The sequence below is a fragment of the Promicromonospora thailandica genome (genome assembly GCF_024171955.1).
Classification (GTDB): domain Bacteria; phylum Actinomycetota; class Actinomycetes; order Actinomycetales; family Cellulomonadaceae; genus Promicromonospora; species Promicromonospora thailandica.
The window spans coordinates 140,993-153,547 of the sequence record NZ_JAMTCS010000002.1 but is presented as its reverse complement, the minus strand read 5'-3'; the positions used below and the strand labels follow the sequence as shown (position 1 = coordinate 153,547).

Sequence of the window (12,555 nt, the reverse complement as noted above, 5' to 3'; positions counted from 1 at the left end):
GAAGCGCATTCTGCGCGGCGGAATGACATTTCATTGTTTCAGGTACGGTTCTCGGGCCGTGCGGTACTGCGCATAACCTGGCCGGATGGATGCCCTGCACGAGCGGACCGCCGTCGAGCTCCGCGACCTCCTCGCCGCCGGGGAGCTCCGGCCCACCGAGGTCACCGACTACTTCCTCGACCGGGTGGAGCGACTCGGGCCGCTGGTGGGCGCGTTCGCGACCGTCACCCCGGACCGCGCCCGGGAGCGGGCCGCCGCGCTCGAGGCGGCGGGCCCGGCGCCCGCCGGCCTCTGGGGACTGCCCACCGGTGACAAGGACCTCTGGAACCGCGCCGGGGTGCCGACCGGCTTCGGCTCCCGGGCGTTCGCCGGCGCGCCGCCGGCGGAGCAGAGCGACGAGATCGTCCAGGTGCTCGACGCCGCCGGCGTCGTCAGCCTCGGCAAGACCGCGGCACCCGAGCTCGGCTTCCCCGCGTACACGGAGCCCCTGGGCGCCCCACCGGCCCGCACCCCGTGGGACCTGACGCGCGGTGCGGGCGGGTCGAGCGGCGGTGCCGCGGCCGCCGTCGCGGCAGGCCTGCTGCCGTTCGCCCCCGGGTCCGACGGCGGCGGGTCGATCCGCATCCCGGCCGCCGCGTGCGGCGTGGTGGGCCTCAAGCCGACCCGCGGCCTGCTCCCGGCGGGCAGCGGCGTGGACGCGCTCGGCGGCCTGGTGGTGAACGGTCCGATCGCGCGCACGGTCGCCGACACCGCGCTCCTGCTGGAGGCCATGCTCCCGCGGAGTGCGGGGGGCGGCGTCGCGCACCCGTTCACGCTGCGGGCGCCGTCCGCGCCCGCGGGTGCCTACCTCGCGGCCGCGCAGCGGGGCGCGCTGCCCGCGCCGGAGGACGGCGGGCCGGGACCGGTCGCGCGGATCGGCGTGACCACGTCGTCGGCCTGGGACGGCTTCTACGACATCCGGGTCTCGCCGGAGGCCCGGGCCGCGCTGGACGCGGGCGTGCGCGCCCTGGCGGGCGCCGGCCACGAGGTCGAGGAGACGGTGCTCGCCGAGTCGCCCGAGTACGCGCCGGCCTTCCGCACCCTGTGGATGGGCGGGGCCTCGGCCGTGCCGCTCGACGACCCGGAGACGATCGACAGGCTGGAGCCGCTGACGCGGTGGCTGATCCGGTCGGGCCGGGAGCTGCCGGCCCGGCAGCTCGCCGAGGCCCTGCGCACGCTGAGCGCCTACGAACGGTCGCTGGTCGCGCAGGTCGGCGCGTACGACGCCGTCGTCACGCCCGCCCTCGCGCTCACGCCCCGGCCCGTGGGGTGGTACGACGCCGAGGATCCCGAGCGGAACTTCGAGCAGCAGTGCCTGTACACGCCGTTCACCTCGATGCTCAACGTCGCGGGCCTGCCCGCGATCACGGTGCCGACGCACTGGACCGAGCCGACCGCCGACGCGCCCGCCGGGCTGCCGATGGGGGTGCAGATCATCGGCCGCCCGGGTGGCGAGCGCACCCTTCTGGCCCTGGCGGCCGCGATGGAGGCGGCCCTCCCCCGCCCGACGCCCTTCCCCCTGTGACGCGTGGTTCGGGTGTGGCCGAACAACCTTCCCCGCCGGCCGTCGTCGTGGTTCGATACCCCCTGAGGGTATGTATCGACGACGATGCGAAGCGAAGGAGACGGGACGATGAGCGAGACGTACGAGGCCGCGGCACCCGCGCGGCCCAGCCGGTGGACCGGCACGTGGCCCACCAACACCGCCTGGCTGGTGCTCGGGGCGTTCACCGGCGTCGCGCTCCTGGTGGGCGGCACGGCGACCGCGGGCGGCACCTGGCAGGACGCCGTCGCCGAGGACCCCGCCACCACCGTCGGGGTGGCCGCGCTGTGCTACCTCACCGCGGCGGTGACGGGGGTCCGCTGGACGGCGTGGCTGGTCGCCTTCGCGGCGGCAGCCGTCCCGGTCGCGTCCGAGCTGCTCGACACCCCGCGCTGGATCGGGTTCGCCCTGGTGGGCGCGGTCCTCACCCTGATCGGTCTCGCCCGCGGACGCCGCGCCACCTGGCCGCAGGCCGCCGCGCTGGTCGGCTACCTCGGGGTCGCCACGGTCGCCCTGTACCTCGAGCCGCGGCTCGGCCTGGCCCTCGCGGGCCTCGCCCTGGCCGCGCACGCCGTCTGGGACGTGGTGCACTACCGCCGCGACGTGGTGGTCAACCGCTCGCTCGCCGTGTGGTGCGTCGGCCTGGACCTGACGATGGGCGGCATCTGCGTGGCCCTGGCCCTGGCGGGTTAGCCGTCAGGGGCTGGGTCAGGCGTCGGGGAGGCAGCCGAAGGCCTCGTCGAAGCCCAGGGCCGCGGTCGCGAGCAGGCCGGCCAGGCCGGAGCCCTCGGGCACGGGGCGCGGGTCGTCGGTCACGACCCACAGCCCGTCGACGACGTCGTACCCCGCCCGGGGACCCTCGGCGACCAGGCGGCCGACGGCCGCGACCAGGCGCTCGACCTCCTCGCCCGCCGTGCCGACGCCGACCGACGCGCGCACGGCCCCGGCGTCGAACCCGAGGCGACCGAGCAGCGGGTGCGCGCAGAACCGTCCGTCGCGCACGCCGATGCCGTGCTCGGCGGACAGGTACGCGGCCACGAGGCCCGGGTCGTACCCGGCGACCGTGAAGGTCACGACGCCGACGGGGTCGACAGCGTCCGCCCACACCCGCACGACCTCGACCCGGTCGATGGCCTCCAGGCCCGCGACGAGCCGTTCCCGCAGCGCGTTCTCGTGGGCCACGACGTCGGCGGGGTCGAGCGCCGCGAGCTCCTCGCACGCGGCGGCGAGCGCCACCGCGCCGATCACGTTGGGCGACCCGGCCTCGTGCCGGGCCGGGCCCTCGTGCCAGTCGGTGCCCGCGACGCGCACGCGCCGCACGGCCCCGCCGCCGGCGAGGTAGGGCGTACCGGCGTCGAGCCAGTCGCGGCGCCCCACCAGGGCGCCGGCGCCGAACGGGGCGTAGGTCTTGTGGCCGGAGAAGGCGAGGTAGTCGACGCCGGTGGTCTCCAGCGAGATGCGGCGGTGCGGCACGAGCTGCGCGCCGTCGAGCACCACGCGGGCCCCGTGCTCGTGCGCGACGGCGACGATCCGGTCGATCGGCAGCGACTCGCCGGTGACGTTGGAGGCGCCGGTGAGGGCGAGCAGGGCGTACGGCCGGTCCGCGGCCGCGTCGGCCAGCTCCTCGCGGATCTGGCCGAGCGTCTCGGCCACGGTGGCGCCGCCCGTCAGCACGGTGGCCCCGGTGGAGCGCTGCCAGGGCAGCAGGTTGGCGTGGTGCTCGATGTCGAGCACGAGCACGCGGCCGGGCTCGCCGTCAGGCTGCGCGGGCACGCAGCCGGCCAGCAGGTTGAGGGAGTCGGTGGTGTTGCGGGTGACGATCGTCAGGTCGCCCTCGCGGGCTCCGACGAACGCCCCGATCGTGCGGCGGGCGGTCTCGTACAGCGTGGTGCTCACCTGGGAGAGGTACCCCGCGCCCCGGTGCACGCTCGCGTACAGGGGCAGCACCTGGGTGACGCGGTCGGCGACGGCCTGCAGCGCCGGGGCCGAGGCGGCGACGTCGAGGTTGGCGTAGGCCACCTGGGTGCCGTCCACGAGCGGGACGAGCGTCTCGCCGCCGACGACGGGACGCAGCGGGGCGAGGCCGGCCACCGAGGCGCCGGTGACGGAGGTGCGGCGGTCGAGGGTGGGTGCGGACATGGCATCCTCCAGCAAGGTCCTGGGGGACGGGCCCCCGCGCTTGCCGCACGCGGGCTGCGCGCGGCCTGGTCGTCACCCGGGGCACCCCACCGCGGAGGGAGGGTTGCCGGCCAGCGAGCCGGGGCTTCGCGCTGGCGCTCATGACCTGGGCGCCATCCTGTGTCGCGGGTAAAGCGACTGTCAACGCTTGTCTCAGATGCTGGTCCCACGATCCGGGCGGGTCGCAGGGCCCGGGCCGCACGAGGTCAGGGGGTGGCGAGGCGAGCCACCCGGGTCGCGTCCGCGCGGTACATCCGCGCGTGGTCGCGCAGCTCCGGGGGACCGCCGTCGTCGGCCCGCGCCTCGCTGAAGGCGGCGAGATCCGTGAGGCGGCGAACCATGGTGCCCAGCACCTCCGCACGCAGGTACGGGATGCCATACGCGGCGACGAGCGCGTCCAGCCGGGCGAGGGGGTCCAGGTGCCCGACGGCGTACGAGACGCCGTCGAACGCGTCCGCCGCGAAGGGCGCCAGGCGGTAGGCCGTGTACGCGAGGTCCCAGACCCGGGGCCCGGGGGACGCGGTGTCGAGGTCGATGAGGCCGGCAAGCCGGCCTCCACGGAAGACCATGTTGTACGGCGCCGCGTCGTTGTGGCAGACGACCTCGACGGGCTCGTGCCCTGGGAACTGCCAGACGGCGTCGCGCACGTCGAAGCCGAGCGACGCGTCGTGCAGCCGGCGCAGCAGGCGCCCGGCGTCGTGCAGGTTCTGCCCGGACCAGAGCCACTCGGGTGCCGGCCAGCCGGGCACGTCCCCCGGCAGGTACGAGACGACCTCGCGTCCGCGCTCGTCGAGCCCGCGCGGCTCGGGCACCTCGAGGACGCCGCGGGCTCGCACGTGGTGCAGGTAGGCGTGCACGGTGGGCGTCCACAGCCCCGCGTCGCGACGCACCGTGTCGCCCACGCGGACGACGGAGTTCATGGTGCCGCCGGTCAGGGGCTCCTCGTCGGGCCTGGTTCTCATGGCCCGAGCAGTGCCAGCGGGACCACCGCGATCCCGTCCTGCGGCCGGCGATACGCGAGCGGCCCGGTGGTGACCACCACGGCGTCGAGGAGATCGTCGCCCAACTTCTCCCTCAGCCAGCGCAGGTGCTTCACATCTTTGTCGCCGGGCAAAGGGTTCAGCTTCACCTCGATCGCCAGGACCTTTCCGTCGTCACGCTCCACGACAAGATCGACCTCGTGCTCGCCGCCCTTGGTACGCAGATGCAGGACTCGCGCTCGTTCGACCTCCGCGTGCACCCGGACGCTCAGGGTCACGAGATGCTCGAAGAGAGCCCCGAGCAGGGTCCCGTCACGGGCGACGATCTTGCCTGGTTGCGGCTGGTCGACCAGCGCGCCGGACCCGACACCCAGGAGCCGGGCGGCGAGCGCCGGATCGGCCAGGAAGTGCTTCGACGTCTGAGTGAGGGACGCCAGACGGTTTCGGCTCCCAACCCAGGCCGGCACCTCGTCGAGGATCCACAACCGCTCGAGCGTGTCACGGTATGCCGCCGTAGTCGGGCGGGTCGGCTTGTCACCGATTCCCTGGGTGGCAGCGTCCAGTATCGCCTCGTAGGTGGCGGTCGTCCCCGTCACCGCCGCGTAGGCGGTCATCCACGCCTCGAGCACCTTGGGACGACGCACGACGTGGCCGAGCTCGCTGAAGTCGTGCTCGACGATGCGTGTCAGGTAGCCGTCCAGCGAGTCACGGCGATGCACACCGTCCTGGGCTCGAACAGCGGGAAAACCGGAACGGACGATCTCTTCGGCATAGTCCCCCAGCCCGACCTCGGTGTTCCCGCCGATGTCTGCCCGCCCGTCAGCCAACAGACTCGCGAACGAGACCGTGGGCGTCTCGACTTGCCGCTCGGCGAACGACATCGGCCGCATGCGGACGCGGACGATCCGCCCGGCTCCTGAGTGGATCCGCGCCCGCGGGGTCGCGGAACCGGTCAGGAGGAACGCCCCGGCGCCGGCACCGTCGTCGACCGCTCGACGAACGAGGTCCCAGGATTCGGGCATGAGCTGCCACTCGTCGATGAGGACCGGCGTCGGATCACGCCGTAGCCGGCTCGGGTCGAGGGCGAGGAGCTCAGCCTCCTCGCGACGGTCGAGCCGGATCGTCGTCCGGGCGAGACGCCCGGCTGTCATCGTCTTGCCGACCGCCTTGGCCCCTTCCACCGAGACGGCAGGCAGCCCGCGCAGCATCTCGCGGAGATTCGCGTCGACCGCTCTGGGTGTGTAGTTCACTGTAGCGAGCTCCTTCGGACCTTACATCCGGCAGAAGTCAAACTTTACAGATCGTCGACTCCAAACTTTACAGGCGGTCACGTCGCGCTGCCTGGCGAGACGGCGTTCCACCCAGCGGACACATGTCGTAAGGTTTCCTCGACCATCCCGAGCGGCCGAGTGACGTGGCACGACGACGCCGCAGCAACCCAGCGCCCTCGCCCCGCGCGAGGACGGCCGAGGGTGCTACCGCCACGACCGATGGAGGAGCACCATGAGCGATCCCGCACACCCCGAGGCCCGTCCCGCCGACGGCTACGCCGGCGACCTCACCCCTCAGCAGGCCTGGGACCTGCTCGCCGCCGACCCCGACGCCACGCTCGTGGACGTCCGCACCGACGGCGAGTGGCGCACCATCGGCGTGCCGGACACGTCGCCCCTCGGCAAGAAGCCCGTGTTCAGCGAGTGGGTCCAGGCGGGCGGCCGCCCCAACCCCGGGTTCCTGGCCGAGCTCCAGGGCGCCGGCGTGACCCACGGCCCCGTGGTCTTCCTCTGCCGCTCCGGCCAGCGCTCGATCGGCGCGGCGCGCCTCGCCACGGCGTCGGGCATCTCGCCGTCGTACAACGTGCTGGAGGGCTTCGAGGGCGCGCCCGGGGCCGACGGCGTCCGCGACCAGCAGGGCTGGAAGGTCGCCGGGCTGCCGTGGTCGCAGGGCGGCCCGACGGCGGAGGGCGCCGCGTGACCGTCACGGGTGCGTTCCCGCCCGACGCGAGCCCCGGCGGGTCGGGCCGCAAGCCGCTGCCGCCCACCGTGCGCCCGCAGACTCTCGCCGTGCGCGGCGGTCACCAGCGCAGCGAGTTCCAGGAGACCAGCGAGGCGCTGTACCTGACGCAGGGCTACGTCTACGACTCGGCGGCGGACGCCGAGGCCGCGTTCACGGGCGACCTGGACCGGTTCGTCTACTCGCGGTACGGCAACCCGACCGTGCACACCTTCGAGGAGCGGCTGCGCCTCCTGGAGGGTGCGGAGGCCTGCTACGCGACGGCGACCGGAATGTCCGCGGTGTTCACCTCGCTGGCCGCGCTCGTGAGCTCCGGCTCACGCATCGTGGCCGCCCGCGCGCTGTTCGGCTCCACCGTGGTGATCTTCGAGGAGATCCTCAAGAAGTGGGGCGTGCGCACCGACTACGTGGACGGCCACGTGCTGTCCCAGTGGGAGGAGGCGCTGTCCACGCCCGCGGACGTCGTGTTCTTCGAGACGCCGTCCAACCCCATGCAGGACATCGTGGACGTGCGCGCGGTCGTCGACCTCGCGCACGCCGCGGGGGCCACCGTGGTGCTCGACAACGTGTTCGCCACCCCGCTGCTGCAGAAGCCGCTGGAGCTGGGGGCCGACGTCGTCGTCTACTCGGCCACCAAGCACATCGACGGGCAGGGCCGCGTGCTCGGCGGCGCGATCCTCGGCAGCACCGAGTACATCTCCGGTCCCGTGCAGACGCTCATCCGCAACACCGGCCCGTCGCTCTCACCGTTCAACGCGTGGACCCTGCTCAAGGGCCTGGAGACGCTGCCGGTGCGGGTCGCGGCGCAGGGCGCGGGAGCGCTCGCCGTGGCGCAGGCGCTCGAGGGGCTGCCGGGCGTGGGTGCCGTGCGCTACCCGTTCCTGGACTCCCACCCGCAGGCGGACCTGGCGCGCGCGCAGATGAGCGGCGGTGGCACCGTCGTGACGTTCGACCTCGCCGTACCGGAGGGCGCCGCCGCCGAGGACGCGAAGAAGCGCACGTTCGCGTTCCTCGACGCGCTGCGGGTGATCGACATCTCGAACAACCTCGGCGACGCGAAGTCCCTGATCACACACCCCGCGACCACGACCCACCGCAAGCTCGGCGCACCCGGCCGCGCCGCCGTCGGCATCACGGAGACCACCGTGCGGCTCTCGGTGGGCCTGGAGGACGTGCGGGACATCGTTGACGACGTGGAGCAGGCGCTGGGCGCCACTAGGGGGTGACCTCCGCCTCCAGGCGGGTCACCTCCTGGCTCGCGATCTGCCGGGCCGCCGCCGGCGCGACACCCCGGGCCGGGTCGAGCGCCTCGTCCTGCAGCTCCAGCCGGTGCCGGTCGACCGCGGACCAGCGCCCGCCCGTCGACAAGCCCCAGCCGAACGGGAACAGCGGGTCGTAGCCCCGGTCGCCGACGTTCACCACCGGGTCGTCGGCGGACCGCGGCCACGACACCGGCAGGCGACCCGTGAACCGGCGCTCGCCGAACAGCACGTCCGCGACGCCGGCGCCCTCCGTGCCGGGCAGCCACGAGGCGACCAGGGCGTCGATCTGCCCCAGCTGCTGCGTGACCACCTGCGGCCGGCCCGAGACCACGAGCACCACGCACGTGTCGATCTCGGCGCACACCTTCTCGATCACGTCGACGTCGCCCGGCTGCAGCGCCATCGACTTCTCCTCGCGCGGCACGCCGCCGTCCGCCGGGTCCCAGGCCCACTCGGGGCCGCCCACGTCGCCGAAGCCCTCCGCGTACGGTGTCTCGCCCACGACGACGACGCCGACGTCCGCCCCGTCGGTCGGCGCCGACGCGTCCACGCTGTACGTCACGTCGTCGGCCACCGCCTCGATGCCCTCCAGGATCGTGGTGCCCTCGGTCACCTCGCCCGAGAAGCCCTGCCACGTGCCGGTCCAGCCACCCGACTGGTTGCCCAGGTCGTCGGCGTTGCGGCCGGCCACGTAGATGCTGTCGCGGTCGTCCAGGGGCAGTGCGCGGCCGCTGTTCTTCAGCAGCACCTGCGACGCCGCCACGGCCTTGCGGGCGATCGCCCGGTGCTCGGGCGAGCCGATGGTGTCCGCGTGCGTGCGGTCGGCGAACGGCTCCTCGAACAGCCCCAGCTCGAACTTGGCGGTCAGGATGCGCGCGACGGCGTCGTCGATCCGCTCCTGCGACACCGCGCCGTCCTGCACCGCCGCGACCAGGCGCGTGTGGAACCGTTCGAACTGGATCGGCTCCATGAACATGTCGACGCCCGCGTTGACGCTCGTGACGATCTGGTTCGTGGTCGGGGAGTCGTCCGCGAGCGGCGGGATCTGGTGGATGCCCTGGTAGTCGCTGATGACGAAGCCGTCGAAGCCGTGGTCCTCCTTGAGCCAGCCGGTGATCAGCTCGCCGTGGGCGTGCATCTTCAGGGGGTTGCCCAGGCCGTCGTCGGTCCAGTCCACGCTGGAGAAGCTCGGCATGACGGACCCGACGCCCACCGCCAGCGCGGCCGTGTACGGCGGTAGGTCGGTGCGCGCCACGTGCGCGCGGCTCTGCTGCGTGATGCCCTGGTCGATCGTGTAGTCGCCCTCGCCGGTGCCGAAGGCGGTGTCGCCGTCCGCCACGAAGTGCTTGGCCGTGGCCAGCACGGACCGGTTGCTGTCCAGGCGACTGCCCTGGAACCCCGCGACGGCGGCGGCGCCCAGCACGCTCGCGAGCGCGGGGTGCTCCCCGAAGGACTCGTAGGTGCGACCCCAGCGGTCGTCCCGCGCCACGCACACGCACGGCGCGAACGTCCACGGGATGCCGGTGGCGCGCGTCTCGGTGGCCACCATGCGCTCGGCGCGGGCCACGAGCAGCGGGTCGCGCGTGGCCCCGAGGCCGATGTTGTGCGGCAGGATCGTGGCCCCGGCGAGGTTGCCGTGCCCGTGCACGGAGTCGACGCCGTAGATCAGCGGGATCTGCAGGCGCGTCGCGAGGGCGCGCTCCTGGAAGCCGTCGATCGTGTCGGCCCAGCCCTCCGGGGTGTTGTCGGCGGGCGTGGACCCGCCGCCGCTCAGGATCGAGCCGAGCCCGAGCTCGGTGACCGCGTCCGGGTCGCCCGCGACGTTGGCGCGCTCGGCCTGCGTCATCTGGCCCACCTTCTCGGCCAGGGTCATGCGGCCCAGCAGGTCCGCGACGCGCTTGCGCACCGGCAGGCGCCGGTCGAGGTAGGGCAGGCCGTGCGCCCGGACGACGACGGTGGCGCCCGCCCCGACGTCCGCGTCCCGCGACTCCAGGCGCACCGGGACGGTCTCGGCCGTCTCCCCCGACGCCGACTCCCGGGTACGGATCGCGATGGTGCGCTCGGTGCCCGACGGCGACCCCGGCGCGAACTCGACGGTGCCGGCGCCGGCCGCGTAGTCCGCGTCCGCGGTGGCCGTGCCCGAGCCGGTACGCCAGCGGACGGCGACCGGTGCGGTGAGCGCGCCGCCGTCGGCGGTCTCGACCGTGACGGTGACGCGCGCGGTGTCGCCGTCCTCCACGAGCACGACCGGGGTCGCGGTGACGAGAGCCGCCGGCCCGGCCGCCCCGGCCGCCGGGACGGACTGGACCGTCACGGCGAGGGCCACGGCGGTGAGGACGGCGGGGACCGCCGTGCGGGCGCGACCGTTCCGTGCCCGTCTCCGTGACCTGTGTGACCGGTCGAGAATCGCGGACATCCTGGGGTTCCTCTCGACACTGGGAGGTGGTTTTACCGATCACACACCGGAGTACGCCATAGCACAACCCCTGTTGACCGCCGGATAAGGTGTGCCGGTGAATCCGGTTGCCTCCTTCGCCACGGTGCTGCGTGCCGACAACCCCGGGCCGATGACGCTCGACGGCACCCGGTCGTACGTGCTGCGCGCCCCCGGCGCGACCGGCTGCGTGGTGGTGGACCCCGGCCCTGACCTGGACGTCCACCTCCAGGCCCTGGCGGACGCCGGGCCCGTCGAGCTCGTGCTGGTGACCCACCGGCACGCCGACCACACCGGCGGCCTGGCCCGCTTCCGCGAGCTCACCGGGGCGCCGTCCCGGGCGGTGCTGCCGGAGTTCTGCGCGCCGGGTACCGGCCGGGCCGACGTCGCGTCCGGGCCGCTCGCGGACGGGGAGGTGCTGGAGGTCGCGGGCCTCCGCGTCGAGGTGCTGGCCACGCCGGGGCACACCGCGGACTCCGCGTGCTTCGTGGTCCTGCCCGGCGACGCGGACGCCCCGGTGGTGCTCACGGGCGACACGGTGCTGGGGCAGGGGACGACGGTGCTCGCCGAGCCGGACGGCTCGCTGCGGGACTACCTGGCGTCCCTGGACCGCATCGAGGCGCGCGTGGCAGAGCTCGGGACCGACACGACGCCGGTGGCCGGGCTGCCAGGCCACGGCCCGGTCCGCACCGACCTCGGCGCGGCCGTGCGGGCGTACCGGGCGCACCGCCTGGAGCGCCTGGACCAGGTGCGCGCCGCGCTGTCGGCGACGCTGCCCGCCGGGGCCGGGCTCGCCGTCGAGGGGCCGCTGCCGGACGCGCTCCTGGACGCGGTGACCCGCGCCGTGTACGCCGACGTGGACCCGTCCGTGCTGCTCGCGGCGCGTTCGTCGGTGCGGGCCCAGCTCGACTTCCTCCGGGGCCGCTGACCTCCCCGGAGCTCCCGGCTCAGAGCGGCTTGCCCAGGTACAGCAGCAGCGGGTCGTCCGGGGTCCCGTGCGGCGGGTAGGGCAGCACCGGCCGGTAGCCCAGCCCCACGTAGAGCCGCAGGGCCTCCGGCTGCCGGAAGCCGGTGGCGAGGAACAGCGCGCGGCCACCGCGCCCGCGGGCCTCGTCCTCGAGCCGGCGCACCAGGCTCGTGGCCACCCCGGCGCGGCGCACGTCCGGGTCCACGAACACGCTGCGCATCTCGAAGCCGGGCGCGTCCGGCGTCCCGGCGGACGCGAGCCCGCCGATGCCGCGCACCGGGTCCGCCGTGAGGTGCCGGGGACCGGCCCCGGCGGCGACGAGGGTCGCGCAGCCCACGGGCCGGCCGTCCAGGGTGGCGACGAACGTCGCCAGGGCGGCACGCCCACGCTCGGCGTCGACGGCGTCGTGGCCGCCCCGCGCCTCGACGTCGGGCACCAGCTCGGGGTAGCGCTCCTGGAGGAACGCCCACATCGCGCGGCGCAGCGCGACGGCGTCCGGGTCGCCCCACGGCACCTCGCGGAGCGTCACGGCGGGGCGGGGTGCGGGCGTCCTCCCGAGGTCGGGACCGGTGACGGCGTCCGGCACGAGCCACTTGCCGAAGCAGCGCGACCCGGGCTCGGACGACCAGACCCCGAACGACTCGACCGGGTCGTAGCCCATCCGCAGGTACAGGCCCAGCGACTCGGGCTGCATGAGGCCGGTCTCGAGGATCAGGTGCCGGGCGCCCGCGGCGCGGGCGGCGTCCTCGGCCGCCTCCATGAGGGTGCGGGACAGGCCGCGGCCGCGGAAGCCCGCGGCGACGAAGACCCGCTTGACCTCGGCGGTGGCATCCGGGTGCAGCCCGCCGCGGTAGTCGTCGCGGCCGGAGAGGTCGCGGACGGCGGCGTGCCCGGCCGGGACGCCGTCGACCCGCAGGACGAGCGTGGCGAGCAGCGTGTCCGGGTCCACCTGGTCGCGCGTGTCACGCACGGGGAGCCCGTCGGGGCCCGTCTCCGGCGGCCGGCCGGGCTGGGCGTACCGCAGGTCGATCTCGTGCTGCTGCTCCGCGCGCAGGCGGACGGCGTCGGCGTGGTCCCAGTCCACCGCGTCGACCGTGAGACCGGCCAGCACCTCAGCGGACACGCGGACCTGCCGGGGACGG

10 protein-coding genes and 1 riboswitch are annotated in these 12,555 nt (G+C 74.6%); of the genes, 5 read left to right on the top strand and 5 right to left on the bottom strand.

What is annotated here, in order from left to right; genetic code table 11:
- The first annotated feature begins 85 nt into the window (after positions 1-85).
- Positions 86-1,564, top strand: coding sequence for an amidase (locus APR03_RS03830; protein ID WP_253832964.1), 1,479 nt, complete (start codon positions 86-88; stop codon positions 1,562-1,564).
- A 108-nt stretch (positions 1,565-1,672) separates the two neighbouring features.
- Positions 1,673-2,275: a hypothetical protein gene (locus tag APR03_RS03825; RefSeq protein WP_253832962.1), complete on the top strand. Its 603-nt coding sequence runs from the start codon at positions 1,673-1,675 to the stop codon at positions 2,273-2,275.
- A 15-nt stretch (positions 2,276-2,290) separates the two neighbouring features.
- Here the strand turns inward: APR03_RS03825 and APR03_RS03820 are convergent, their stop codons facing one another.
- The 3 genes from APR03_RS03820 to APR03_RS03810 form a co-directional block, all read right to left on the bottom strand.
- Positions 2,291-3,721 carry an aminotransferase class V-fold PLP-dependent enzyme gene (locus APR03_RS03820; RefSeq protein ID WP_253832959.1) on the bottom strand — a complete coding sequence of 477 codons (1,431 nt, stop codon included), beginning with the start codon at positions 3,719-3,721 and terminating at the stop codon, positions 2,291-2,293.
- A 31-nt stretch (positions 3,722-3,752) separates the two neighbouring features.
- Positions 3,753-3,867: riboswitch (SAM riboswitch) on the bottom strand.
- A gap of 99 nt (positions 3,868-3,966) precedes the next feature.
- Positions 3,967-4,722: a phosphotransferase enzyme family protein gene (locus tag APR03_RS03815; RefSeq protein ID WP_253832957.1), complete on the bottom strand. Its 756-nt coding sequence runs from the start codon at positions 4,720-4,722 to the stop codon at positions 3,967-3,969.
- The gene (locus tag APR03_RS03810; protein WP_253832955.1) at positions 4,719-5,990 is read right to left on the bottom strand and encodes an ATP-binding protein; all 1,272 of its coding nucleotides are present in this window, start codon (positions 5,988-5,990) and stop codon (positions 4,719-4,721) included. The genes APR03_RS03815 and APR03_RS03810 overlap by 4 nt, the downstream gene beginning before the upstream one ends.
- A 253-nt stretch (positions 5,991-6,243) precedes the next feature.
- Between APR03_RS03810 and APR03_RS03805 the strand changes: the two genes are divergently transcribed.
- Both APR03_RS03805 and APR03_RS03800 read left to right on the top strand, forming a co-directional pair.
- Positions 6,244-6,711: a rhodanese-like domain-containing protein gene (locus tag APR03_RS03805; RefSeq protein WP_253832954.1), complete on the top strand. Its 468-nt coding sequence runs from the start codon at positions 6,244-6,246 to the stop codon at positions 6,709-6,711.
- Positions 6,712-6,767: 56 nt separating this feature from the next.
- Positions 6,768-7,976, top strand: coding sequence for an O-succinylhomoserine sulfhydrylase (locus APR03_RS03800; RefSeq protein ID WP_275977114.1), 1,209 nt, complete (start codon positions 6,768-6,770; stop codon positions 7,974-7,976).
- On the opposite strand, the gene APR03_RS03795 is transcribed toward APR03_RS03800, so the two are convergent.
- Positions 7,966-10,428 (bottom strand): glycoside hydrolase family 3 protein, encoded by a 2,463-nt coding sequence (locus APR03_RS03795; protein ID WP_253832950.1) that lies wholly within the window; start codon positions 10,426-10,428, stop codon positions 7,966-7,968. The two genes, APR03_RS03800 and APR03_RS03795, sit on opposite strands and share 11 nt — an antisense overlap.
- A 151-nt stretch (positions 10,429-10,579) precedes the next feature.
- Between APR03_RS03795 and APR03_RS03790 the strand changes: the two genes are divergently transcribed.
- Positions 10,580-11,374, top strand: a complete 795-nt coding sequence (locus APR03_RS03790) for an MBL fold metallo-hydrolase (protein ID WP_253833450.1) — start codon at positions 10,580-10,582, stop codon at positions 11,372-11,374.
- A 19-nt stretch (positions 11,375-11,393) separates the two neighbouring features.
- Here the strand turns inward: APR03_RS03790 and APR03_RS03785 are convergent, their stop codons facing one another.
- A complete protein-coding gene (locus tag APR03_RS03785) occupies positions 11,394-12,536 on the bottom strand; it encodes a GNAT family N-acetyltransferase (RefSeq protein WP_253832948.1) in 1,143 nt (380 codons plus the stop codon).
- Positions 12,537-12,555: the final 19 nt, after the last annotated feature.